Origin of the sequence: Kluyvera genomosp. 2 (assembly GCF_036759865.1) — a bacterium.
Lineage (GTDB): Bacteria > Pseudomonadota > Gammaproteobacteria > Enterobacterales > Enterobacteriaceae > Kluyvera > Kluyvera ascorbata_B.
In genome coordinates this window covers 68360-93861 of record NZ_JAPKIA010000009.1, presented here as the reverse complement: position 1 = coordinate 93861, position 25502 = coordinate 68360, and the positions used below count along the sequence as shown (strand labels likewise).

General features: G+C 56.1%; 23 protein-coding genes and 1 other RNA gene. 8 read left to right on the top strand and 16 right to left on the bottom strand.

What is annotated here, in order from left to right; translation table 11 throughout:
- Positions 1-8: 8 nt before the first annotated feature.
- Positions 9-398 carry a YraN family protein gene (locus V6942_RS11525; protein ID WP_106927174.1) on the bottom strand — a complete coding sequence of 130 codons (390 nt, stop codon included), beginning with the start codon at positions 396-398 and terminating at the stop codon, positions 9-11.
- Positions 356-2446 (bottom strand): penicillin-binding protein activator, encoded by a 2091-nt coding sequence (locus V6942_RS11520; protein ID WP_106927172.1) that lies wholly within the window; start codon positions 2444-2446, stop codon positions 356-358. The genes V6942_RS11525 and V6942_RS11520 overlap by 43 nt, the downstream gene beginning before the upstream one ends.
- 62 nt (positions 2447-2508) lie before the next feature.
- Here V6942_RS11520 and rsmI point away from each other — a divergent pair, with 62 nt between their 5' ends.
- Entirely contained in the window at positions 2509-3372 is an 864-nt protein-coding gene (rsmI, locus tag V6942_RS11515; protein WP_106927170.1) for a 16S rRNA (cytidine(1402)-2'-O)-methyltransferase, read from the top strand.
- Between the two features lie 59 nt (positions 3373-3431).
- Here the strand turns inward: rsmI and V6942_RS11510 are convergent, their stop codons facing one another.
- The 11 genes from V6942_RS11510 to kbaZ form a co-directional block, all read right to left on the bottom strand.
- A complete protein-coding gene (locus V6942_RS11510) occupies positions 3432-5321 on the bottom strand; it encodes an enterotoxin (RefSeq protein ID WP_182966933.1) in 1890 nt (629 codons plus the stop codon).
- Between the two features lie 14 nt (positions 5322-5335).
- The gene (locus V6942_RS11505; RefSeq protein WP_333501271.1) at positions 5336-6511 is read right to left on the bottom strand and encodes a PatB family C-S lyase; all 1176 of its coding nucleotides are present in this window, start codon (positions 6509-6511) and stop codon (positions 5336-5338) included.
- Between the two features lie 11 nt (positions 6512-6522).
- On the bottom strand, positions 6523-8094 hold the full coding sequence (malX, locus tag V6942_RS11500) for a maltose/glucose-specific PTS transporter subunit IIBC (RefSeq protein WP_106927164.1): 1572 nt from the start codon (positions 8092-8094) through the stop codon (positions 6523-6525).
- A gap of 114 nt (positions 8095-8208) precedes the next feature.
- Positions 8209-9081, bottom strand: a complete 873-nt coding sequence (gene kbaY, locus V6942_RS11495; protein ID WP_106927162.1) for a tagatose-bisphosphate aldolase subunit KbaY — start codon at positions 9079-9081, stop codon at positions 8209-8211.
- A gap of 12 nt (positions 9082-9093) precedes the next feature.
- Entirely contained in the window at positions 9094-10248 is a 1155-nt protein-coding gene (locus V6942_RS11490) for an AgaS family sugar isomerase (protein ID WP_106927160.1), read from the bottom strand.
- A gap of 298 nt (positions 10249-10546) precedes the next feature.
- Positions 10547-11680: an N-acetylglucosamine-6-phosphate deacetylase gene (nagA, locus tag V6942_RS11485; RefSeq protein WP_333501270.1), complete on the bottom strand. Its 1134-nt coding sequence runs from the start codon at positions 11678-11680 to the stop codon at positions 10547-10549.
- Positions 11677-12111, bottom strand: a complete 435-nt coding sequence (gene agaF, locus V6942_RS11480; protein WP_106927156.1) for a PTS galactosamine/N-acetylgalactosamine transporter subunit IIA — start codon at positions 12109-12111, stop codon at positions 11677-11679. Before agaF ends, nagA begins: the two co-directional genes overlap by 4 nt.
- 17 nt (positions 12112-12128) lie before the next feature.
- The gene (gene agaE, locus V6942_RS11475) at positions 12129-13007 is read right to left on the bottom strand and encodes a PTS N-acetylgalactosamine transporter subunit IID (protein ID WP_182966941.1); all 879 of its coding nucleotides are present in this window, start codon (positions 13005-13007) and stop codon (positions 12129-12131) included.
- Positions 12997-13776 carry a PTS N-acetylgalactosamine transporter subunit IIC gene (gene agaW / locus V6942_RS11470; RefSeq protein ID WP_106927154.1) on the bottom strand — a complete coding sequence of 260 codons (780 nt, stop codon included), beginning with the start codon at positions 13774-13776 and terminating at the stop codon, positions 12997-12999. The genes agaE and agaW overlap by 11 nt, the downstream gene beginning before the upstream one ends.
- Positions 13777-13786: 10 nt before the next feature.
- Positions 13787-14260, bottom strand: coding sequence for a PTS N-acetylgalactosamine transporter subunit IIB (gene agaV / locus V6942_RS11465; protein WP_106927152.1), 474 nt, complete (start codon positions 14258-14260; stop codon positions 13787-13789).
- A gap of 19 nt (positions 14261-14279) precedes the next feature.
- Complete coding sequence (kbaZ, locus tag V6942_RS11460; RefSeq protein WP_264988179.1) at positions 14280-15557, bottom strand: tagatose-bisphosphate aldolase subunit KbaZ; 1278 nt, start codon at positions 15555-15557, stop codon at positions 14280-14282.
- 269 nt (positions 15558-15826) lie between these two features.
- Here kbaZ and V6942_RS11455 point away from each other — a divergent pair, with 269 nt between their 5' ends.
- Entirely contained in the window at positions 15827-16642 is an 816-nt protein-coding gene (locus V6942_RS11455; RefSeq protein ID WP_106927148.1) for a DeoR family transcriptional regulator, read from the top strand.
- Between the two features lie 117 nt (positions 16643-16759).
- Here V6942_RS11455 and garD read toward each other — a convergent pair whose 3' ends face one another.
- Complete coding sequence (gene garD, locus V6942_RS11450) at positions 16760-18331, bottom strand: galactarate dehydratase (protein WP_106927146.1); 1572 nt, start codon at positions 18329-18331, stop codon at positions 16760-16762.
- A 413-nt stretch (positions 18332-18744) separates the two neighbouring features.
- On the opposite strand from garD, the gene V6942_RS11445 reads away from it, so the two are divergent.
- The 5 genes from V6942_RS11445 (at position 18745) to rnpB (ending at position 23456) form a co-directional block, all read left to right on the top strand.
- The gene (locus V6942_RS11445; protein WP_333501269.1) at positions 18745-20085 is read left to right on the top strand and encodes an MFS transporter; all 1341 of its coding nucleotides are present in this window, start codon (positions 18745-18747) and stop codon (positions 20083-20085) included.
- Positions 20086-20112: 27 nt separating this feature from the next.
- A complete protein-coding gene (garL, locus tag V6942_RS11440; protein WP_182929970.1) occupies positions 20113-20883 on the top strand; it encodes a 2-dehydro-3-deoxyglucarate aldolase in 771 nt (256 codons plus the stop codon).
- A 29-nt stretch (positions 20884-20912) separates the two neighbouring features.
- Positions 20913-21803: a 2-hydroxy-3-oxopropionate reductase gene (garR, locus tag V6942_RS11435; RefSeq protein WP_106927140.1), complete on the top strand. Its 891-nt coding sequence runs from the start codon at positions 20913-20915 to the stop codon at positions 21801-21803.
- Between the two features lie 94 nt (positions 21804-21897).
- Entirely contained in the window at positions 21898-23043 is a 1146-nt protein-coding gene (gene garK / locus V6942_RS11430; RefSeq protein WP_333501268.1) for a glycerate 2-kinase, read from the top strand.
- A gap of 32 nt (positions 23044-23075) precedes the next feature.
- Positions 23076-23456, top strand: an RNA gene (gene rnpB / locus V6942_RS11425) — RNase P RNA component class A.
- Between the two features lie 115 nt (positions 23457-23571).
- On the opposite strand, the gene V6942_RS11420 is transcribed toward rnpB, so the two are convergent.
- Together V6942_RS11420 and V6942_RS11415 are read right to left on the bottom strand one after the other, a co-directional pair.
- The gene (locus V6942_RS11420; RefSeq protein ID WP_181358003.1) at positions 23572-23733 is read right to left on the bottom strand and encodes a hypothetical protein; all 162 of its coding nucleotides are present in this window, start codon (positions 23731-23733) and stop codon (positions 23572-23574) included.
- Positions 23734-23759: 26 nt separating this feature from the next.
- Positions 23760-24461: a pirin family protein gene (locus V6942_RS11415; protein ID WP_106927137.1), complete on the bottom strand. Its 702-nt coding sequence runs from the start codon at positions 24459-24461 to the stop codon at positions 23760-23762.
- Between the two features lie 104 nt (positions 24462-24565).
- On the opposite strand from V6942_RS11415, the gene V6942_RS11410 reads away from it, so the two are divergent.
- Positions 24566-25462: a LysR family transcriptional regulator gene (locus V6942_RS11410; RefSeq protein WP_106927136.1), complete on the top strand. Its 897-nt coding sequence runs from the start codon at positions 24566-24568 to the stop codon at positions 25460-25462.
- The last annotated feature ends 40 nt before the right edge of the window (positions 25463-25502 follow it).

The window sequence follows — 25502 nt, the reverse complement described above, 5'->3', positions numbered from 1 at the left end:
TTTACATTCTATGAGCTAAAAGCGTTTTGAAACCATTCGATCTCATGGCCCGTGAAGGCTATCACATCGAAACGGCAATCCACAGTGTCAAAACTCCCATTGTGACGTGCAAGCCACAAGCGGGCAGTTTGTAACAGTTTGTTTTGTTTGCTCCGGGTCACGCTTGCGGCTGCGCCGCCGTAGGCACCGGAAGAACGATAACGGACTTCGACGAAAACCGTTACCGCTCCTTCACGCATAATCAGATCGATTTCGCCGCCGCGCTCATGCACGTTGGCGGCGATAAACACCAGTCCCTGGTGTTCCAGCCAGCGACGCGCGCGTTGTTCGGCGGCGTCGCCGGTCTGCCTGGCGGTCAGTTTGCCGGGACGACTTGCCCCTGTTGGTATTTGAGCCATGATAACTTCCTGTTAATCACGCAGTCCTGATTCGCGCTCAGATCGCCGGTGTTGCCGTTCAGTTCAAAGCCCGGTACACCGCGCATCTGAGAGAAATGATTCGCCAGCGCCCAGGCATCGACGCCCATTGCGTACAGGCGCGCCAGCGAGTAGTCGTTGTTGACCGCGCGTAGCGCCTGCTGCATCAGCGCCGGATTGCTGCCGGCCAGCATAGGGATTTCACTGTACTGCAAACCTTCCATTTCCAGACGGAAGTCCGGGCCCGCAGTGCCCTGTGCGCTGCGGGAACTGGCATACAATAGCGCGCCGCTCTGGCTGCCGTTACGCATCGCAATCATTGGCTTGATAAAGGCGATTTCTTCCGGCGTTGCCACAATGTAGGCCGCATCAACTTTACTACTGCCGGTAATCTGCGCATCGGTTGGCGCTGCCGGAATCGTTAAGCCGCCGATGGTTACACCCTGCGCCTGAGAAGCGGCAACCGGCGTACCTGACAGCGAAATACCGGAACCGCCGTTGACGCCGCCGCGCAGCTCAGAGAGCGAACCAAATTTCTGCTGCAGCACGGTACCGCCGCCCAGCTTGTGCCATTCGTCGGCAAAGGCTTTGGTGACGCGATCGCCGAGGGCGTTACGCGGAATCAGCAGCAGCGGCGATTGTTTACCCTGGTCATGGATATGGCGCGCGGCATCGCGGGCCTCATCTTCCGGCGAAAGGGCAAAATAGCACACGTTGGCGCGGCTGGTGACCGACTCCGGCTGGTTAAGCGCCAGCACGTTCAGCGTGGTATTGCTTTTGAGCAGCTCATCAACGTTATTTTTTAACAGCGGGCCGACCACCAGGCTGACGCCGTCCTGCTGCGCCTGCGCCAGAATCTGGTTTAGCGGCTGGGATGAGGTGTCATAGATTTTCAGCTCCGCAGACGGATTGGCCGCTACGCTGGCGACCGGCTGCGGCGATGAGGGGGCAGTAGATGCTGGAACGGGGGCCGGGTTAGTCTGCTCCGCGTCGGCTTGCGGCTGTGCGGCGGCTTCGACCGGGGCTGCGGCGGCAGGTGCCTGAACCGGTGCCTGAGTTTGCGGGCTGGTCAGATCGGTGACTTCCGCCTGTGACGGGCTGACGACCGCGGCGTTAGCCGCCTGGGCAACCTGCTGCGGGACAGCGCTTCCGGTGACCGGCGTCGTACCGTTTTTCGCCGCTTCAAAGCCTTGCTGGATGGTGCGGCCAAAGACCGACGCCTGGCCGCTCAGCGGCAGCAGCAGGGCAATTTTATTGACCGAAGCCGGTTTAAAATTCTGCACGTTAGCCAGCTGCGACGGCAGCACTTTCGCGCCCGGATTTTGCGGGTAGCGGGTCTGCCAGTCTTTAATACCGGCCTTCAGCATGGTGGGATCGTTGCGATTGTCAAACCACATGCGCTGCAGGTCGAGCCAGCCCTGCAGGTCGTTTTCATCGGCATTGATCACCAGCGCGTTAGCCTGCTGTTGGGTCATTGAGGACAGCGTCTGCCAGGTTGCGTCGCTGTTTTGCTGTTTTTCCTGCTGTGACGCGAGCAACGGGGCCTGTGCAATCAGGGCGCGCAGCAGCGTGAGTGAGGGTTTTCCCTGTTCTGCCGAAATAGTGTCTTGCCAGAATCGCGCCTGTAACGCACTGTCGAAATCACTCGCCTTCAGCGGCTGCAGCAGCGCTTTTGCGCCCGCAAAATCTTTCAGCGCCAGCTTAATTTCGACGGCCAGCAGAGACTGCTCCTGACGCTGGGCAGCATTGAGTTCTTTAGGCAACTGATTGTACAGCTCCAGCGCCCGCTGGCTTTTGCCTTCTTTCAGCAGTGCACGAATGGCGAGTAATTGCCAGTTGGTCTTGCTATCATTCGAACTTTGCTGCATCTGCTGCAGGTAAAAGCCGGAATCAGCCTGCGACGCACCCTGAAGCTGGGTGGCACTCTGATCGGAAGCCTGCTGGGTTCCACAGCCTGCGAAAATCAGCGCAGCCAGGATAACCGGCAGACAACGCGCGGCTTTCATACGAGAAAATGTTGAGGGTACCATACTGTATCCAGTGATATTTTTTACGCAATGCTCAATATTAAATCGGCAATACGGACGAAACAATGAAACAACACGAATCGGCGGATAATTCTCAAGGCCAGCTCTTTATTGTACCTACTCCTATCGGAAATTTGGCTGATATTACCCAACGAGCGCTCGAAGTATTGCAAGCTGTTGATTTAATTGCGGCTGAAGACACCCGACACACAGGTTTATTGCTGCAACACTTCGCCATTAACGCCCGTTTGTTTGCGCTGCACGATCATAACGAGCAGCAAAAGGCCGAAACGCTGGTGGCAAAACTGAAAGAAGGGCAAAACATTGCGCTGGTGTCCGACGCGGGCACGCCGCTGATTAACGATCCTGGCTATCATCTGGTGCGTACCTGCCGCGAAGCGGGTATCCGGGTCGTGCCGCTGCCGGGCCCGTGCGCTGCGATCGCCGCGCTGAGCGCCGCCGGTCTGCCATCGGACCGTTTTTGCTATGAAGGTTTCCTGCCGGCCAAGTCAAAAGGCCGTCGCGACGCGCTGAAGGCGATTGAAGACGAGCCGCGCACGCTGATTTTTTATGAATCAACCCACCGTCTGCTCGATAGCCTGGAAGACATGGTGGCGGTGTGGGGCGAAGCGCGCTACGTGGTGCTGGCGCGTGAGCTGACCAAAACCTGGGAAACCATTCACGGCGCGCCGGTTGGCGAACTGCTGGCGTGGGTGAAAGAGGATGAAAATCGCCGCAAAGGTGAGATGGTGCTGATTGTTGAGGGCCATAAAGCTCAGGACGACGAACTGCCCGCCGATGCGCTGCGTACGCTGGCGCTGTTGCAGGCGGAGCTGCCGTTGAAGAAAGCGGCGGCGCTGGCGGCGGAGATCCACGGCGTGAAGAAGAATGCGTTGTATAAGTATGCGCTGGAGCAGCAGGGGGAGTAAGCCCCTGCTGCCGGTTTTGCCGGGTTGCGCTTTACCCGGCGACTCATTGGTGCAGGCCTTTAGTTAACGGGCACCGCCTCAAACACCAGCGTTTCAAGCGGCTGTAACGTAATTACCGTCGCGTTTTTATACTCAACGGGCACGGTTTTGTTACTGCCGTATACCGCTTTCAGCCTAAACTGCGCCGCGTCTCCTGTTGGTATTTCGAAATCTTTCGCTAAATCCAGATAGTAGGTTTGTGGCTTATCCGACGGGTTGCGCAAACCGAGAATGGCCTTGTCTTTGCTCCAGGAGGCCCAGCCGTACACGGCAAGCGCCGTCGGGTCGCCGCCAATCCAGTGGGTATCAACCAGCACGCTGGCGTTTTCCTTCGACCATTTTGCTGCCTTCGCCAGCGTATCCCACTTCACCTTGTTCAGCATGGACGGGGTAATATACAGCTCCTGCAGCTGGGTGCCGGTCGCGAAGTAGCTCCAGACCTGATCGGCAAAATCGCTGTCCGTTTGCACCTTCTCCAGCCCGTAATAGGCATTCGCGGCGCTGACTATCCCGTGGTACATCAGCGAGTTCAGCGGGAACAGTGGGCCTTTACGGACAATGGAGCGGTACGTCTCGGCATCGCGGTAGGTCATCCACTGCTGTACCGGCGTGCCAGGACCATACAGGTTGATGTCATCCCCCTGACGCCAGATTGAATCAGCGTAGAACAGCCAGGACGGGCTGGCGTCGGTGCCGGTGGTCAGGTTGATAAACAGATTCGGGTTTGCGCTACGCATATTGTGCAGCAGGGCGATTGACGCATCGAAATCTGAGGCGAACGAGCTGCCTTTGATATGTGAACTGGCGTTACCCATCCCGTCGAGCTTAAACGAGGTGATGTGCTCGTTTTTGATAAGCTTGATGATCTGCTCATTAAAGTTTTTAAAGTAGTTCGCCCCCGACAGCGCCAGCTTGCCGTCCACGGTTTCGAACCCATACTCTTTTGCATGCGAAACGCGAACATCGCGCGGTTTGTTGTAGCCGCCCCACGGAGAAAGCCATAGCCCAACGGAGCTGTGCAGGCTGTCGGCTTTCTCCCTGACTTTGCTAAAACCGTTGCTGAATGCCGGGCCAAATAGCCAGCGTCCGGTCAGATCGTCCCAGCCATCGTCCAACAAGAAAGCGTCTAAGGTCACGCCGCGGCCCGTAATGAACTCCTTGTTCCATTCGCCCATACGCCCCAGCACATCCTGTTCGGTGTAGGGAGTGAAAAAGCCGATATCCATCCAGCTGTTGTAGTGCAGATAAGGCTTGTAGGGCCGTGGACGTACGTCATTAATAAACTGGTTCACGCTGCGGCGCAGCTGACTGGTCTCCGGGAAAGTGCCGAACCAGGTGGTAAAACTGACCGGGGCCTCTGGTTGAATCGGCGTTTTCAGTTCTACGTTGAGATTGGTTGTGGCTTCATAGGCGTAGGTATTGACGATCGGTTTATCCGGCAGGATAAAGAACGAGTCGGCAACGATCGGTGAGCTATTGATTGCGCCATCTACGTAAGGAGCCTGAGACTGCTTTTTGGTTGGGAAGAAGGTGATTTTAGCCACGTCTCGCGGCTGCCCAACGGCGGCAATGGTGTAGCCGATGTTGGCGTATTTTCCCTTCACCAGGTTCAGCTTCACCGTGACGTTAAAATCCGGATGCGTAAAGTCGATGACAATCGCGTTGCCCTGTTTTTCAACGTGCTTGATTTTGAAATCCGCGGTGTGGATTTTGCTCTCATCCGGTAGCGTCAGAAAGAACAACTCCTGCGGCGTGAGCGGATGGTTAGCCCTGTTGTCCTTCACCACGACCGTTGAGTTGGTATCATCGAATGAGAGAGCAATATTGTCGTTATTGAGCGCGTAGTTTGCCGCCACTGCGCCATGAGAAACACAGAGAGCCAGCAGTGAGAGAGTGAGCACCTTTTTCATTGTGGGTAAGATCCTTATTTGTCATTTTTCAGCATTCGGTTAATGGCCTGCTCCAGCCAGTAGCGCTGGGTGCCAAAATTAATCCGCAGGTAGTTTTCGCCGTTTTGTACGTAGTGGCTGCCGTCTTCTATGACTACGCCCGCCTGCTGTGCGAAATGTTGGGTTAGCTGCGTTGCGCTACGGTCATCCGCGCTCACGTCTATCCACGCCAGATACGACGATTCCGGATTCATCATCTTCCACGCCGGGAAGTGGGTCGTAATGGCCTCCGCCAGATAACGGGCGTTGCCTTGCAGATAACCGTTCAGCGCGTCGAGCCATGGCAGACCCTGCTGATAGGCCAGAATAATTCCCCATACCCCGAACATATTGGGCGAGGTAATGGAGTTCTTCTCAAGCTGTTGGCGGAAGCGCTGGCGCAGCGAGCCGTTCGGAATCATGGAGTAGGAGGTTTTCAGCCCGCCCAGATTGAACGCCTTGTTGGGTGACGTGAGCACGATCAGGTTGTCCTGTGCGGCACAGCCAGAGGTGAGGCAACTGACGAATTTGCCATCCAGAATGTGCTCGGCGTGAACCTCATCGACTACCAGAATCGTACCGTAGCGTTGACAGAGATCGGACACCTGACGTATCTCTTCCGCGCGCCAGATCCTGCCGGACGGGTTATGCGGCGAGCAGAAGAACCACAGCGTTGGACGGTGGGTTTTGAGCTGTTCTTCTATCAGATTAAAATCAAGCTGATAGCGGTTGTCCTCCACGCGAAGCGGGTTAGCAAGTACTTGCACGCCCTGGCGCTGTGCCGCCATCGCAAAAGGATCGTAGACCGGCGTGTTCATCATCACGCTGTCACCCGGTTTGCAGAACGCCTGAACCGTGTAGTGCAACGTAGAGACGGTGCCGTAGGTTAGCGTGATCCACGACTTTTCTACCTCAACCTGATGACGTTTACGCTGGAAAGCGATAACCGCGTCGTAGAATTCATCAAAGCACCAGGTATAGCCAAAGGTGCCGTGCTCCACGATGCGCCGGAAGCCGTCAATCACCGCAGGCGGCGAGGTGAAATCCATATCGGCTATCCACAGGGGGATAAAGGACTGCGGGACGTCACCGAAACGTGAGCACACAAAGGCATGGTCCCATTTACGGCACTTATCACTTTGGCGCTCGATGATTTTGTCGAAATCAAACATCACTCCCCCTGTTAAATTAAGGCTTCAATGCCGGTTTTGACGCTCTGTACCTGCGGGCCGATGATCACCTGTACGCTGTGAGCATCAAGCACCACCACCGACAACGCGCCGGCCGCTTTCAGCGCCTGTTGATCGATAAGGCCCATATCTTTCACCACCAGACGCAAGCGGGTAATGCAGTTATCAAGCGACTCAATGTTCTCTTTACCGCCGAGCGCACGCAGGATAAGACCATGATCGTATTTTGATTTTCCACGCGCGCGGGTGTTAGCCTCGACGGCTTGCTGCGCCCCCTGAGCATCCACCTCGCGGCCCGGCGTTTTGATGTCGTGTTTGAGGATGTACCAGCGGAAGACAAAGAAGTAGATGGCAAACCAGGCAATACCGACCGGGAACAGCAGATACCATTTGGTCGACATGCCCTGCATCACGCCGAAAATCAGCAGATCCAGAATGCCGCCATCGGTATTGCCAATGGTCACCCCCAACAGGGCCATTACCATCAGCGCCAGGCCAGACATGACGATATGGAAGGCGTAAAGCGCGGGGGCGATAAACAGGAACAGGAACTCAATCGGCTCTGAAATACCGGTGACGACGGAAACCAGCACGCCGGAAAGCAGCAACCCCTTAATGACTGGCCGATTTTCCGGACGCGCGGTGCGGTAGATGGCGTAAGCCACAGCGGGCAAACCGAAGATAAAGGTCGGCATAAACCCTTGTGACAGAAACGCGGTAACGTGCGGGCTAAACGGCAGGCCGGCTTTAAGCTCTGCGTAGAAGATATTCAGCGCCCCGGCGACCTCATGGCCATTCACCATTTCAATGCCGCCTGCTGGGGTAAAACGCACCATCGCCAGCAGGATGTGGTGCAGACCAAAAGGTTTCAGCAGCAGCACGCCCACGCCGTAGAGGAAGGGGCCGAAAACGCTGGTGCTCTGGATGATATGCCCAATACCCGCGATACCCAGCGCGACGTATTCCCACAGAAGAGGAATGAACAGACCCACCAGCGACAGGGTAAGAGCGGTCATAATCGGCACAAAACGAATGCCGCTAAAGAACGCGAAGGCGTCGTGCAGAACCGTGTCCTGAAAACGTTCGTGCAGAAAATAGGTGATAACCCCAACCACGATGCCGCCCAGTACACCCATCTCCAGGGTTTGAATGCCCAGCACGATCGATTGTCCCACCTGTTTCATGGTGGCGGGGTCGGCAAGCTGGTGGGTAGCCGTCAGGTAATAGTTAATGCTCATATTCATCAGCATGTAGCCAACGAACCCGGCAAAGGCGGCGACCGCCTTGTTGCGGTTGGCAAGCCCCATGGGGATCGCCATGGCAAACATCAGCGGCAGATAGGTAAATGCAAAGCCACCGACCATGGCGATAAAGCCAAAGGTCAACTGCGTAAATTCGCCGCCCAGAAAGGGAAAACTCGTAATGGTGGAAGGGCTGGTCACTGAACTACCGATACCCAGCAGCAATCCCATAAAGGCAAGAAGTGAAACCGGGAACATAAAGGTTTTTCCCAGACTTTGGAAAAACTCCCATGATTTTGACTTAAAAGATTTTTTCTGTGTCATGTAGGGACCCTCGGATTTTTAGGATAATGGAAGGCGCTACCCGGTTTAAGGGCGCGCCTTCATATTTGCGAGGCTTATAGTTATTTTGAGATATTGCTGTAATACGCTGTAAGATCAGGCCTCCGCCGGTAGCCGTAACCGATTCGCTGAGCCGCAGACGGCGATTTTGCTTCTGACCACTTCTTTCATGGCGTCCATGCCAACCCGCATGTAAAAGCGCGGGTCATTGCCCTGCGGATTTTCAGCAAACCAGGCTTTGACGGCGTCAGAGAAGGCGATCTTCAACTCGGTTGCGACGTTGACTTTGCAGATGCCCAGCTCGATGGTGCGGCGAACATATTCATCCGGCACATCACTTGCGCCATGCAGCACCAGCGGCACCGTCACCACTTCCCGGATTTCTGCCAGCCGCTGGAAGTCGATTTTTGGCCGTTTGGTATAGAGACCATGTGCCGTGCCGATAGCCACGGCAAGGCTGTCAACACCGGTCAACTCAACAAAGCGTTTCGCCTCCTGCGGGTCGGTGAGAAAGGCGCTTTCCGCGTCGACGCTCATGTCGTCTTCTACCCCGCCCAGACGGCCCAGTTCGGCCTCAACGCTGCAATCGTTGAGGTGGCAGAAGTCAACCACCGATTTCACCAGCTTCACGTTTTGTTCAAACGGATAGTGGCTGCCATCGATCATCGCGCTGCGTACACCGGCATGAACCTTACGGCGAATGTCATCCAACGATTCGTGATGATCGAGATGCAGCGCCAGCGGCATGTCGTAAGTGAGCGAATACGCGCTGCACAGGGCGTAGATCTCTTCCAGGGCAATGTGTTTGAACGTGCCGGGAGTCCCCGCGAGGATCACGGGCGAGCGCATTTCGCTGCACACCTCGAGGATCGCCTGGATCGTTTCGGCGTTGTGGATGTTAAACGCCGGCACGGCGTAGCCGTTGGCCTGCGCATCCTGCAGAAGGTATTTCGTTGAGATAATGCTCATATGGAGATCCTCTTAAGCCTGCCACGGATGAATAATCACGCCTTGCACAACACGATTGACCGTGCCGCTGGCAGAGGGGGTATCTGGGGTATTGCCAACACGAATCGACTGAGTCAGCGCAAAGATCTGGGCGTACATCAGGAAGCAGAACGCCTGTTCCATGTCGATAAACGAACGGGAAGGAGGCAGCAGAATATGCGGGCCAGCTTCGATGATGGCATCCGTTTCCGCGGCAATCGCGACCACGCGCATTGCCTGACGATCGCGGCGCAGTTCCGCCAGCAGATCCAGGTCGTACTGGCGCGTGTAAGAGTGGCTGGAGATGAACACCACGATAAGCGTTTCGTTATCGACCAGCGATTTTGGTCCGTGGCGGAAACCGGTTGGCGAGTCGTAGAAGGCCGCCAGTTTGCCGGCGGTTAGCTCCAGCACCTTCAGCGCAGACTCACGCGCGATACCTTGTAATCCGCCGCTGCCCAGATAGACGACGCGTTTCCAGGCGCCGTCGCCAAAGACACCCAGGCTAAAATCACCGAGTGAGTCGAGGATCGCCTGGCTGCGATCGGCCACGTCCCGGAAGGTCTGGCTGTTAATGATCTCCGGCGCGAATACCGCCAGACAGCTTGCCATCATGGTGGTGATGCTGCTGGTCATGGCAAAGCCGCGATCGTGCGTTTCGGCCGGCATCAGCAGGGCGAAAGCGTTATCGCTGTCGACCAGATTTTGGTACAGGCTGCCCGCTTCGTTACAGGTAATTGACAGGTGGTAGCACTCAGGAACGAACTGGTTGGCCAGCTCAACGGCAGCCACGCTCTCCGGGCTGTTGCCCGAGCGGGCAAATGAAACCAGCAGCAGCGGATGTGCCGGGTTCAGATAGTCCATTGGATTGGTGACGAGATCGGTGGTGGGTACGGCGCTGATATTTTTCCCCGTCTGGTGGCAAAGCCAGGGGGCAATCGTCTCGCCGATAAAGGCCGACGTTCCGGCGCCCGTCAGGACGATCCGCAGGTTTGGTTTGCGCAGCAGCGGCGCAAGAAAACCGTCGATCGCCGAGCGGTTTGCATCAATATTTTTGAGTGAGCGGATCCAGCTAGCGGGCTGTTGGCGGATCTCTTTTTCGGTCCAGGTGCCGGTGGTCGCGGCAGCGGGGGTATAGGTTTCTGGCATAACGTAGGTCCTTAGTCTTGTTAATTCCACATCAGACGCTGGCAAAAGCTGTTATCTTTCGTTTTGTTTCACTTGTTAACTTTAGCGGTTGATTAAAATCTATAGAAAAGAAATCGAAAGGTCAATGGCGTGCGTCGAAATAAAACGAAAACTGTGATCGAAAAACGAAAGATGTATTTATATATTTGATATATAACGATTAATATAGATTTTCGCTGAATAGCGCTGTTACTGGTGGAAAGGAAAAGAAAGGCCTTACGCGGATAAAGCGAAGGCCTGGCAGGAAAAAACGAAAGGATTAATGGGTATAAGGCTGGCCCTGGATCCAGAGATGCTGCAGATGCAGGCCGCCGTCGAGCGCAATGATGTTGGCGCGCTTGCCTGGTTTGAGCGACCCCAACTGACTATCGATACCGAGCAGGCGAGCCGGATGCAGCGAGGCCATGTGGATCGCGTCTTCCGCCGTCATTCCCGCGAGTTCGACCATATGACGTACGGCAGCGTCAACCGACAGGGTACTTCCGGCCAGGCCACCCGAGGCGGTGCGTACGATCCCGCCGCGCATGTCGACCTGTTCACCGCAGAGCGTGTAGCGGCCGTCGGGCATTCCGGCCGCCTGCATGGCATCGGTAATCAGCACAATTCTCTCTTTTGCGCAGATGCCGCAGAGCCGCATCGCCGCTGGATGGACATGATGGCCGTCGGCGATGAGCTCAAGCCATGCGCGCGGATCGGTGAGCCCCGCGCCCACCATTCCCGGTTCGCGATGATGCAGCCCGGTCATGCCGTTGTAGCAGTGCACTAACCCGTCCGCCCCTGCGTCAAACGCGGCGCGGGTTTGCGCCCAGGTTGCCGCGCTATGCCCTAACATAACCCGCACGCCCTGCTGTTTGAGATGCTGGATAGCCCGCAGCGCACCGGGTTTTTCCGGCGCTAACGCCACCACGCGAAGGGTATGTCGGGATACGGCTATCAACGTATCCAGTTCATCCGCGACCAGCTCGCGAAATAGCTCGGGGGGATGGGCGCCTTTGTTCTGTGGCGTAAAGTAAGGCCCTTCCAGATAGCTCCCCAGTATCTGGGCGCCCGGCCCGCCTGAATGATAGCGCTCGGCAATGCGCGCCAGCGTCCGGTGAATCGACGCCAGCGGCGCAGTCACCGTCGTGGGCAGCCAGGCGGCGACGCCCTCTTGCGCCTTATGGTGGGCGAGTTTATCCAGCGTACCTGGCGCATCGTCCATCACATCAACGCCCGCGCCGCCGTGAACGTGAACATCGATATACGCGGGGCAAAGCAGCTCAGCATCACGCCAGACAATACCCGCCGGTATCGGTTCTATTGCGGCGATCGTGCCCGCTTCAATACGCAACTGACAATCATCCTGCCAACCGTACTCCGTTAACAGGCGGCGAGCGCGGAGAATTTGCGTCATATGCCTTCCTCTACGGGGGACGCCTCGCGACAGCGTCCCAGCTCGTCGACCAGGCTGGTTAAGCCGCGATGCCCGCACTCCAGCGCCTGTAGTCGGAAGGCCTCGCCGCTTAATCCATCGCGGTCCAGCACCATTTCCAGCAGCAGCTGGAGGTTGGTGCCGGCGATCACTTCGCGCCCGGCCTTTTGCATTGCCAGGGTTGATGCCACGCGAAATGGCGTGCCGCCGAGCAGGTCGGTCAGAAACACGATATCTTCTTCAGCATCCAGCGTAGCCACCGCCTGTTCCAGCTGTTCGGTAAGCCGCGCGGTGGTTGAGGTTTCCGGAAAATCAATCGCGATAAACTGCGTTTGCTCACCGAGGATCTGCCGCATGGCTTTTTCCATTCCGCTGGCGAAGCCGCCGTGACCGGTCAAAATAATACCTAACATCGAGGACCTCTTTTGCTTTACAGGAAGTGGCAGAATTTACCGACGACGCCCAGCACCACGGTGATGGCGATCAGGCGCAGCGGACTCCAGCCGCGGCGTACCAGCCAGAACATCGTCAGGGTGTAGACCAGCGGTAAAAAGGCGGGCATGAGCTTGTCGATAACGTCGGCCTGCAGTTTGACGACCGCATCGCCGGCTTTAATTTCGAGCGTGGTGTTCAGGCGAACGTAGGTTGCCACCAGTGCACCAATCACCGTCATCCCGACGATAGAGGCGGCGTGGCCGACTTTTTTGGTGTTGGCCTTGATAAGCGGAATCGCCGCCACGCCCATTCGGTAGGCATAGTGAGCCAGGCCGAAGCGCAGGCCGAGATGCACCACGTTAAACAGCACGATAAACACCACGGCGCCAAGAATGGATCCCTGTAACGCGAGGCTGGCGCCAATCCCGCCGCAAATAGGCAGCAGCGTTAACCAGAACATGGCATCGCCAATCCCGCCCAGCGGCGCGCCGACGGCAATTTTGGTGCTTTGAATACTGTTAACGTCCTGTTTGGAGCGCTCCATCGCCAGAATGATGCCGATGACAAAGGTCACCAGGAAAGGGTGGGTGTTGAAGAATCCCATGTGGCCTTTCATGGCTCTCGCCAGATCGCGCTTGTTGGTATGAATTTTTTTCAGCGCAGGCAGCAGACCGTAAAGCCAGCCGGAGGCCTGCATACGTTCATAGTTAAAGGACGCCTGTAGCAGCATGGAACGCCAGGCGATGCGGTTGATATCTTTTTTGGTCAGCTCAGCGCCAATGGTTTGATCTTCATAAATGTTTTCGTTTACGCCGGTCAGCAGCGTTTCTTCATTCTCGGAAACATTCGGCAGAGTCTGTTGATTAGATGCCATCTTCGAATTCCTCTTTCTGTGCCGCAGGTTGGGTCGGTTCAGGGGATTTACGCAGCAGGTCAATCAGCGCCATCGCCAGCGCCGCAGCGGCGATAGCCAGCACGGGAAGCTTGAGCCAGGCCGCGGCAACGAAACCGATAATGAAGTACGGAATGTAGACGTTTTTCATCATGATTTTCAGCAGGACGGCAAAGCCGATGGCTGGCATGATGCCGCCCGCGACGCCCAGACCGTCAATCAGGCGTTCCGGCAGCACGTCAATGGCGGTTTTGGCGTGTTCAGCCCCGAAGTAAATCGGTAAAAAAGCGCACAGGAAGTAGAACGTGCCTAACGCCAGCAGCGCCAGATAGTTAACCCGTTCAATACCGTCGGTGTCGGCGTTTGCCGCCATACGGTCGCAGCGAGACATCACGCCGGACATGACCGAGAACAGGAAAGTAATCCCCATCTGTACCGCTACGGCGAACGGTACCGCGACCCCGACGGCGACGTCAGGTTTCACGCCGGTAGTGATGGCGAATGTGGTACCGACGATGGTGCCGATAATCACGTTTGGCGGCTGAGCGCCCGCCAGCGGGGCCAGGCCCATCCACACCAACTCCAGCGTACCGCCGGTTAAAATACCGGTATGCAGATCGCCGAGGATCAGGCCGACCAGCGGCCCAAGCACCACCGGGCGGTGCATGTGGGTTAAGCCGTTGAACATATCCAGACCCGCAATAAAGGCAAGAATGCCTAATGCAAAAGCCTGCAACAGACTAATTTCCATTGTGAATCCCTCAAAGTAGTTTAAAGAGATCCAAAGCAGGTTCTGTGGGCACGCCCTGAACGAAACATTCCACGCCGGCAGCCTTCAGGCCGTTGAACGCGTGGACATCGTTGGCATCGACAGAAACCGTTTTGGCAATTTGTGTTTTTCCTTCGGCGTAGTGCATGTTGCCTACGTTGATGCGCGTGATGGGGACACCGCCCTCAACCAGCGTAAGGAAATCTCCCGGCGTTCTGCACACCAGTAAAATTTTCTGCCGGTCGGCGGCGCGGTGGATGTTGTCGATCGTTTTTTGCAGCGACCAGAAGCGCACGGCGATCCCTTCAGCCAGCACCATTTCCATCAGGTTCTGTTGAACGGTGTCTTCTGCGACTTCATCGTTGGCGACCAGCACCAGATTTGCCCCCGCAAATCCTACCCACTGCACGCCAACCTGGCCGTGGATCAGGCGTTCATCTATGCGGCTTAATACAATATTTGGCATCGCGTTTTCCTCTTTGTTGTTATCCGTTATGGGGGGTAACGCCCTGACAGGCGGCATGGTACTGCTGCAGTATGTCCTGAATGTGGCTGATGATGAGTTCTCGCGGCGTTGCGTTGAGATCTCCCTCGCGGACTTTGACGTACTGCAACGGTAAATACTGGCTGATGAGCGGTAGCGGAATAGGTTCGTCCGCCAGATTGCGCACCAGCCGCGCGAAGGCATCATCAATTTGCCCATCAGGCCAGTAGTAGCGCACGCGGTCGGAATAGCTATAGCCGCGCGCCAGTCGCCGCGCGTTGCCGTCACCGTGATAATGGCTCTGCCAGTATTCCGGGCGATCGAGCATGACGCTCTCCAGAACGTTACGCAGGCCAGAACAGGCTTTAGCGGGCAGCAGTTCTTCTTCGATCGCCGCCAGTGAAAACAGCGCTTCGCGCAGGGCGAAGGTCAGCGCCGGACCCACTTTCAGGATGGCGAAGTGATCGACCACCAGCTGGCGCAGCGATTGTGGCGTCTGGTAATCGGTGGAATGCGCCTCGAACACCAGCGTGTCATAGGCTTCCACCATCTTGCTCAGCGCGACGGCTTTTTGCGGCTGATAATCAATGATATGGGTATGATCGAATTCGACGCCGGGCTGTACAACCAGCGCAATAATGCGTGGCCACACGGCGTTCAGCCCCTGCTTTTCAAACGCGTGGCGATGGGCTTCCAGCGTGGCCCGTGCTGCTTCAGGCGTGGTGACCGCCAGTTCGGTTAAGGTTTCATGGGCACCGCCGGGTACCGGCACCTCGGTCCCGATCACGTAGACCAGATCCGATTCGCCAAACAGCGCGGCGTGGGTTTCTTCGGCGATTTTTGCCAGACGCGCGGCGCGTTCGGCGACGATCTCGTCGGTGAGTGGAACCGGATCGCCCTGACAGGACATGCTGCAATCGAGATGGATTTTTTTAAATCCAGCGGACACATAGCTTTTGATCAGATCGTCAGCGTGAGCCATCGCGATCTCTGCTGGCAGATCCTGCCAACGGTTGGGACCGAGATGATCGCCGCCGAGGATCAGCTGCGTTTGGGGAAAATGCAGCGCGTCGGCCAGCCCGCAGACAAAGCCGCGAAAATCGGCTGGCGTCATGCCCGTGTAGCCGCCAAACTGGTCAACCTGGTTTGAGGTTGCTTCGATCAGCAGCGGCGCCTGGTTGGCGTGGGCGTAGCGTATGGCAGATTCCAGTACCAGTGGATGCGCGGAACAAACGGCATAAATCCCGTTTGCCTTCCCCCGTTTATGCTGTTCCACCATGTTAGTCAGATGTTTCACTTTCCTCTCCAGGTCAGATGATGGTGACATCATTCTTTCGTTTTGTTTCATTTGATACTGCATCATGGTGTGTTAAAAATAAAACGAAAGATAATAGTTTTCCGATCTGTTTCACAAAAGAAACATAATGAAAGGTTTGTGATCGGTGTTGCGGCCATTCTTTCGGCTTTTTAAGGCTTGCATTCCGATAAAAGAAAGGCGTTAATAAGCCAAACGAAATGAAACGAAAGAAATTGATCAAAGGATTACTTATGAGCAACACCGACTCTTCTGCGGATAAGCGGGTGCCTGGAACCAGCGAAAGGCGTGAGCAGATCATCCAGCGGTTGCGACAGCAGGGAAGCGTGCAGGTCAACGATCTTTCCGTGCTGTTTGGCGTTTCGACCGTGACGATCCGCAACGATCTGGCCTTTCTTGAAAAGCAGGGTATTGCCGTGCGGGCCTACGGCGGTGCGCTGATTTGCGACGGTAATACGCCGGGCGCAGAACCCTCCGTTGAAGATAAAAGTTCGCTGAATACGGCGGTGAAACGGCGTATCGCCAGGGCCGCCGTTGAGTTTATTAAGCCGGGGCATCGGGTGATTCTGGATTCGGGCACTACAACCTATGAAATCGCGCGGCTGATGCGTCATCACAGCGATGTGATTGCTATGACTAACGGTATGAATGTCGCCAATGCGTTGCTGGAAGCAGAAGGCGTTGAGCTGTTGATGACCGGTGGGCATCTGCGCCGCCAATCGCAGTCGTTCTATGGCGATCAGGCTGAGCAATCGCTGCAAAACTACCACTTTGACATGCTGTTTCTCGGCGTTGATGCTATCGATCTGGAGCGTGGAATCAGCACGCATAATGAAGATGAAGCGCGGCTGAACCGGCGCATGAGCGAAGTGGCTGAGAAGATCATCGTGGTGACCGACTCCAGCAAATTTAATCGCTCAAGCCTGCATAAGATTATTGATATGCAGCGTGTGGATATGATCATCGTGGATGAGGGGATCCCGCAGGAGAGCCTCGACGGATTACGTAAGAGCGGTATCGACGTGATTCTGGTGGCGCTGTCGGAATAAAAAAGGGGCGCCCTGGCGTAATGCTGGTCCGTTAAGGCGTTGAAGTCAGGGCAGGAACGGTAGGCCGGATGTCGCTTTGCTTATCCGGCCTACGTATTTTCGATTGGCCGTCTGCCGTCAGGTTACCGGCGCCGGGTTGAACACCGCCAGCTGGTTGTGCAGCCCCCATTGATCCGAGAAGGTTTTTTTACGCCCGCTGGCCACATCGAGAATAAAGTGGAATAGCTTCGTCCCCACCTCTTCAATGGTCTCTTCGCCGGTGGCGATGGTGCCCGCGTTAATATCCATTAGGTCATACCAGCGGTTCGCCAGCGCGGTGCGGGTGGCCATCTTGATGACCGGTACCGCAACCAGGCCGTACGGCGTACCGCGCCCGGTAGTAAACACCTGTACGGTGATGCCGGAAGCAACCTGTTGAGTGCCGCAAACGAAATCGCTGGCCGGCGTCGCGGCGTAAATCAGGCCGCGCTTGGTCGGACGTTGGCCCGGTGACAGCACTTCGACGATGGCGCTTTTGCCAGATTTGGCGATTGAGCCCAGCGCTTTTTCCACTACGTTGGCAAGGCCGCCTTTCTTGTTGCCTGGAGATGGGTTGGCGCTGCGATCGGTTTGCCCCATGTTGAGGTAGTTATCATACCAGGCCATCTCTTCAAGCAGACGTTTGCCCACCTCTTCATTCACCGCGCGTGGTGTTAACAGATGGATGGCATCGCGCACTTCGGTGACTTCAGAGAACATAACCGTGGCGCCGCAGCGCACTAGCAGATCGGAAGCGTAGCCGACCGCCGGGTTGGCGGTCACGCCGGAGAACGCATCGCTGCCGCCGCACTGCATGCCAACCACCAGCTCGGAAGCTGGGCAGGTTTCGCGCTGACGTTGGTTGAGCTTTTGCAGGTGGCGTTCGGCAACCTGTAAGATATCGTCGACCATCGATTGAAAGCCGACGTGCTGCTCATCCTGCAGGCGCACGATGCTGGCGCTGTCGACCGCGATGCTTTGTACATCCTCCGTGCCTTCGAGCAGGCGTTCTGGCTGTAGCTTTTCACAGCCCAGTCCCACGACCATCACTTCACCGCCAAAGTTGGGGTTTAGCGCGAGGTTATGGATGGTGCGAATGGGGACCACCGCCGCCGGTGCGTTAATTGCCACGCCGCAGCCGTACAGGTGGTTCAGACCAACCACGCCATCGACGTTGGGGTATTTTGCCAGCAGATCGCGCTCAATGATTTTCACCACATAGTCCACCACGCCCGCTACGCAGTGTACGCTGGTGGTAATGCCCAGCAGGTTTTTGGTGCCGACGCTGCCGTCGGCGTTGCGATAACCTTCGAAGGTATAGCCTTCGAGCGGCGGCAGCGGCTCCGGGACTTTGGTCGCCAGCGGCAAGGTGTTGAGTGGCGGCGCTTCCGGTAGCACAACCGTGGATTCGTCAATCCAGCTACCTTTAGCAATATCGCGCACCGCGTAACCGATGACTTCGCCGTAGCGGATGATTTCACCGTTCTGAGGAATATCCACCAGCGCAACTTTATGCCCCTGGGGAATATGTTCAATTAATTCCAGACCGTCAGGAAAACGCGTTCCTGCTTTTAATCCGTTATCGTTAACAACGATCGCGACATTATCTGTTTCATGTACTTTTATATAAAAAGCCGTCGGCGATTCTTGTCTGATTTCAATGTTAGCCATTGTCCAGCATTCTCCAGCCAGGGGGTAAAAGAATTAGGGTTATTTATGGTTTGTTTCTGGTAATGGAAAATAAAATACCCATTGCTACATGAAATAAAGAATGTCAGGAGTTGAGCCATAAAAATGTGATGAAGATCACCTATCGCCTTCATGCCGCGGGAGACAAGGGAGTCAATGGCTGAAATTGTGCATCAGCGCCCAGTGCTGTGTGCATATGGTCAATAAAATGAATTTATTGCGCGTTTAAATTGGTGATTTGCACAATGTGCGAGCGAGATATCCTGATTATACTGAACCTCGAATTCATGGCGTCTGATTTTTTATTACGAGATTCATTTGTAATTAAATAATCAGCGAAATTCGCTTTAATAAAAACAATAAAATTAAAGCATCCTGTACCCGAGGATAATAAAATGATACACGATACTGCTGATGTTGTTGAAGCAAAAAAGGGTATACCTACCCGTTACTTAATTCTATTCATTATTTTTATTGTTACGGCCGTTAACTACGCAGACCGCGCAACGCTTTCCATTGCCGGTACGTCTGTCGCTAAGGAACTGGAACTTAGTGCGATTTCTATGGGGTATATCTTCTCTGCATTCGGTTGGGCGTACCTGCTCATGCAGATCCCCGGTGGTTGGTTACTGGATAAATTCGGCTCGAAGAAAGTTTATACCTATAGCTTGTTCTTCTGGTCTCTGTTTACCTTCCTGCAGGGCTTTGTCGGTTTCTTCCCGCTAGCCTGGGCCGGCGTTTCTATGTTCTTCATGCGTTTTATGCTGGGCTTCTCCGAAGCGCCTTCCTTCCCGGCAAACGCGCGTATTGTTGCGGCCTGGTTCCCAACCAAAGAACGCGGTACCGCCTCGGCTATTTTTAACTCCGCGCAGTATTTCTCTTTAGCGCTGTTCTCGCCGCTGCTGGGCTGGCTGACCTTCGCCTGGGGCTGGGAGCACGTCTTTACCGTGATGGGGGTGATTGGCTTTGTGTTGACCGGGCTGTGGGTGAAGTTCGTACACAACCCAACCGATCATCCACGAATGACCAAAGAAGAGCTGAAGTTTATTGCGGATAACGGCGCAGTGGTTGATATGGACCACAAAAAGCCTGGCAGCGACGCGGCAAAAGGTCCGAAACTGGATTACATCAAACAGTTGCTTAGCAGCCGTATGATGTTAGGTATCTTCTTCGGCCAGTACTTCTTAAACACCATCACCTGGTTCTTCCTCACCTGGTTCCCGATTTACCTGGTGCAGGACAAAGGTATGTCGATTCTGAAAGTGGGTATGGTGGCGTCTATCCCTGCGCTGTGTGGTTTTGCCGGCGGTGTGCTGGGCGGGCTGTTCTCCGACTACCTGATTCGCCGCGGTTGTACGCTGGCCTTTGCACGTAAACTGCCTATTGTGCTGGGCATGCTGTTGGCGTCGACGATTATTCTGTGTAACTACACCGACAACACGGCGCTGGTCGTAGGATTAATGGCGCTGGCGTTCTTCGGCAAAGGCTTTGGCGCACTGGGTTGGCCGGTTATCTCCGACGTGGCGCCAAAAGAGATTGTTGGGCTGTGCGGTGGGGTGTTTAACGTCTTTGGTAACGTCGCCTCTATCGTTACGCCGCTGGTGATTGGTTATATCGTAAGTGAACTGCACTCCTTTAATGGCGCACTGATTTTTGTCGGCTGTTCCGCGCTGATGATGATGGTTTGCTACCTCTTCGTGGTCGGCGACATCAAACGTCTGGAACTGCGGAAGTAAGCCGCGATTAACGTAAGGTAATAAAAAATGGATAACGCGATTTTTCCTAACAAATTCAAAGCGGCGCTGGCTGCTCAACGGGTTCAGATTGGCTGCTGGTCAGCCCTCTCCAGCCCGATCAGTACTGAAGTGTTAGGCCTGGCCGGTTTCGACTGGCTGGTGCTGGACGGTGAACATGCGCCGAACGATGTGACGACGTTAATCCCACAGCTGATGGCACTGAAAGGCAGCCAGAGCGCGCCGGTCGTACGTATTCCGACCAATGAGCCGGTCATTATCAAGCGCATGCTGGATATCGGCTTCTATAACTTCCTGATTCCGTTTGTGGAAACGCAGGAGCAGGCGGCGCAGGCGGTCTCTTCCACGCGCTATCCGCCGGAGGGGATTCGCGGCGTATCCGTTTCGCATCGCGGCAATATGTTTGGCACCGTACCGGACTACTTCGCGCAGTCCAACAAAAACATCACCATTCTGGTGCAGATTGAAAGCCAGCTGGGCGTCGATAACGTGGATGCCATCGCGGCAACGGAAGGTGTGGATGGCATCTTTGTCGGGCCAAGCGACCTGGCCGCCGCGCTGGGGCATCTGGGTAATGCTTCGCACCCGGAGGTTCAGAAAGCCATTCAGCATATTTTTTCCCGTGCGAAAGCCCACGGCAAGCCAAGCGGCATCCTGGCACCGGTTGAAGCCGACGCGCGCCGCTACCTCGAGTGGGGAGCCACCTTTGTGGCCGTTGGCAGCGACCTGGGCGTCTTCCGCGCCGGTACTCAAAAACTGGCTGATGCTTTTAAAAAGTAACCACCACCGATTAACGCAATATTGAGGAAATGACGATGAAAGTTGGTTTTATTGGCCTGGGTATCATGGGTAAACCGATGAGTAAAAACCTGCTGAAAGCGGGTTACTCGCTGGTGGTGTCGGACCGTAATCCTGAAACGATTGCCGAAGTGATTGCCGCCGGAGCGGAAACGGCGACCACGGCGAAAGCCATTGCCGAGCAGTGCGATGTCATCATCACGATGCTGCCAAACTCGCCGCACGTAAAAGAAGTGGCGCTGGGGGAAAATGGCATTATCGAAGGTGCCAAACCGGGCACGGTACTGATCGATATGAGCTCAATTGCGCCGCTGGCGAGCCGCGAAATTAGTGAGGCGCTGAAAGCAAAAGGCGTAGATATGCTTGATGCGCCGGTAAGCGGCGGCGAACCGAAAGCCATTGATGGCACGCTGTCGGTGATGGTTGGTGGAGATAAAGCGATTTTCGACAAGTATTATGACCTGATGAAAGCGATGGCCGGCTCCGTGGTGCATACCGGGGAGATTGGCGCGGGTAACGTCACCAAGCTGGCGAATCAGGTGATTGTCGCGCTGAACATCGCTGCAATGTCGGAAGCGTTGACCCTGGCGACCAAAGCGGGTGTGAATCCTGACCTGGTTTATCAGGCCATCCGCGGCGGTCTGGCGGGCAGCACCGTGCTGGATGCCAAGGCGCCGATGGTTATGGATCGTAACTTCAAGCCGGGCTTCCGTATCGATCTGCATATTAAAGATCTGGCCAACGCGCTGGATACGTCCCACGGCGTTGGGGCGCAGCTGCCGCTGACCGCAGCGGTGATGGAGATGATGCAGGCGCTGCGTGCCGATGGGTTGGGAACGGCCGACCATAGTGCCCTGGCGTGCTACTACGAAAAACTGGCGAAAGTTGAAGTGACTCGTTAAGGACGTTGCGCCCGGCGGCGTTAGCCTGCCGGGCCGGCAAGGTAGGCCGGATAAGTTATGCGCCATCCGGCGTCGCGCGCTAATAGGCTCAGATATGAAAATCGTAATCGCCCCAGACTCTTATAAAGAAAGCCTTTCTGCCACCGAGGTAGCACAGGCGATAGAAAAAGGATTTCGGGAAATCTTTCCGCAAGCGCAGTTTGTGTCTGTACCGGTTGCCGACGGCGGCGAAGGTACGGTTGAGGCGATGATTGCGGCCACTCAGGGGCGCGCGGTGATGTCGACGGTAACCGGCCCGCTTGGCGACCCCGTGCAGGCTCAGTGGGGCATCTCCGGCGACGGCGGTACGGCATTTATCGAAATGGCCGCCGCCAGCGGCCTGACGCTGGTACCGCCTGAACGTCGCAACCCGCTGATCACCACGTCCTATGGTACCGGTGAGCTGATCCTCCAGGCGCTGGAAAGTGGAGTGAAGAGCATTATTATCGGGATCGGCGGCAGCGCCACGAACGACGGCGGGGCGGGGATGGTACAGGCGCTGGGCGCAAAGTTATGCGACGCCAACGGTTTGCCGATTGGTTTCGGCGGCGGTAGCCTGATGAGCCTTAATCATATTGATATTTCCGGACTCGATGCGCGGCTGCAGGCGTGCACAATTCGCGTAGCCTGCGATGTGACCAACCCGTTAACCGGGCCGTCTGGCGCGTCCTGTATTTTTGGGCCGCAGAAAGGCGCTACCGCGGCGATGATCGCCGAGCTGGACCGCAACCTCGCGCACTATGCCGAGGTGATTAAAAAATCGCTACGGGTGGATGTTAAAGAGGTGCCGGGCTCTGGCGCGGCGGGGGGAATGGGCGGCGCGCTGATGGCGTTTCTCGGCGCAGAGCTGCGCAGCGGCATTGAGATAGTCACTCAGGCGTTAAATCTCGAAGAGCATATTCACGACTGCACGCTGGTGGTGACCGGTGAAGGGCGGCTGGACAGCCAGAGCATTCACGGTAAGGTGCCCGTTGGGGTGGCCAGCGTGGCAAAGAAATACCATAAGCCGGTGATCGGTATTGCCGGTAGCCTGACCCGCGATGTCGGCGTTGTGCACCAGTACGGCATTGATTCTGTGTTCAGCGTGCTGAACCGTATTGGCTCGCTGGAAGAGGCGTTCCGTGAGGCGGCGGACAATATTTATCTCACTTCCCGTAATATCGCTGCCACCCTTCAGGTGGGAATGCAGACGGAAAGGTGACATTGGCTCGTAAACCCTCTATACTTCGCGCCGAAGCTGACCAGACAGTCGCCGCTTCGTCGTCGTCCTCTTCGGGGGAGACGGGCGGAGGGGAGGAAAGTCCGGGCTCCATAGGGCAAGGTGCCAGGTAACGCCTGGGGGGTGTCACAGCCCACGACCAGTGCAACAGAGAGCAAACCGCCGATGGCCCGCGCAAGCGGGATCAGGTAAGGGTGAAAGGGTGCGGTAAGAGCGCACCGCGCGGCTGGTAACAGTCCGTGGCACGGTAAACTCCACCCGGAGCAAGGCCAAATAGGGGTTCATAAGGTACGGCCCGTACTGAACCCGGGTAGGCTGCTTGAGCCAGTGAGCGATTGCTGGCCTAGATGAATGACTGTCCACGACAGAACCCGGCTTATCGGTCAGTTTCACTTCTTAAAAAACCCCGCCTTGATGGCGGGGTTTTTGCTTTCTGACGTACCCTGCCGCGCACCGACAGAGCGAGGATGGCGACGCGGTCAGCCCCGGTTACCAAACCAGGGCATTTGTTCAGGCGGTCTGTTCTTCCGCCTGGCTGCTCTCAGCCTGGGCCACGATGGCTTCCAGTTCGCTCAGCATGTCTTCCAGACCAAACTCCGGTGCCGCGTTGGTGGGTTGAGGGGCGTTGGCCACCTTCATCGTCTGCTGCTTTTTATTGTTTCTCTTACTCATTTTTGCTTCCGCTATCCTGAATAGACCTACACAGGTAAATCTATCAGCAAAGCGCGCAGTGGGGTATCAGCAACGAGTGTGATATTGGCCTCATCGCGAATAAATGCCCCATCGCCGCAGGTGAGCGATTTGTTTTCTGCGTCGTTAGCCAGCGCATGTACGGTGCCGTGAATCGACTGTAAATAGGCGCGCGGCCCGTGCAGTGACAGAGAAACTTGCTCGCCTTTTGCCAGCTCAATATGGTGTAGCCACACCTGCTGACGCAGCTGCAGACTATGCTGACTGCCATCCGGCGAGGCCAGCAGCTGGTGCGCGGTATCTTTCAGCTTCAGTTTCTGTACCCGCGAATTATCGCGTTCCGGGCAGGCGTCCAGCCAGATTTGTATCCGGGTTAACGGCTTGTCTTTGCTCAGGTTATGTTCGCTATAGCTGACACCCTGCTGGGTTGCAATCAGCAGCGCTTCACCGGCCTTCGCCTGAATATGGTGGCCTTCGCTGTCGCGGTACTCGGCCTCACCTTCCAGAATCAGATTCAGAATATCGACCTTCGGATAGGTCCGCGGCTGGAAGGCCGCGCCGGGAGCAAGGACTTCCTGATTCAGCACGCGCAGAGACGCATAGCCCAGCAGTTTCGGATCGAAGTAGTGTCCAAAAGAGAAGGTATAGCGGGCCTGAAGCCAACCGAAGTCCGCCTGTCCGCACTGTTTCGCTGTTCTTGTGGTAATCATCTTCTTGACCCTCCTTTACATTAAATCAATGGTAAAGGTATGGACGCTGCATTGTTAGCCAGATATTCTGCCCGGTATGTTCAAATTTCCTGAATGAGCAAGCTATGGCTAAAGAGAGAGCACTGACGCTGGAAGCACTACGAGTAATGGACGCCATTGACCGACGCGGCAGCTTCGCCGCCGCGGCGGATGAGCTTGGGCGCGTGCCCTCGGCGTTGAGCTATACCATGCAAAAGCTGGAAGAAGAGCTGGACGTTGTGCTTTTTGACCGTTCAGGTCATCGAACAAAATTCACTAACGTCGGGCGTATGCTCCTCGAACGTGGTCGCGTCCTGCTGGAGGCGGCAGATAAGCTGACCACCGATGCCGAAGCGCTGGCGCGCGGCTGGGAAACGCACCTCACCATTGTGGCGGAAGCGCTGATCCCAACGGCAACGCTGTTCCCGCTGGTGGAAAAGCTGGCGGCGAAGTCTAACACCCAGCTGTCGATTATCACCGAAGTGCTGGCGGGCGCCTGGGAGCGTCTGGAGCAGGGGCGAGCGGACATCGTGATCGCACCGGATATGCACTTCCGTTCTTCCACGGAAATTAACTCGCGCAAGCTCTACTCGCTGATGAGCGTTTACGTGGCGGCGCCGGATCATCCGATTCATCAGGAGGCGGAACCGCTGTCTGAAGTGACGCGCGTGAAATATCGTGGGGTAGCGATTGCGGATACCGCGCGGGAGCGCCCGGTACTGACGGTGCAGCTGCTGGACAAACAGCCGCGTCTGACGGTGACATCGATGGAAGAGAAGCGTCAGGCGCTGCTCGCCGGGCTCGGCGTGGCGACCATGCCGTATCAGCTGGTTGAAGAGGATATTGCGCAAGGGCGTCTGCGGGTGGTGAGCCCGGAGTACAGCAAAGAGATTGACATTATTATGGCGTGGCGCCGCGACAGCATGGGCGAAGCGAAATCGTGGTGTCTGCGCGAAATTCAGAAACTGTTAACCGCAAAATAAAGCAGTAGGCCGGATAGGCGTTTACGCCGCCATCCGGCGA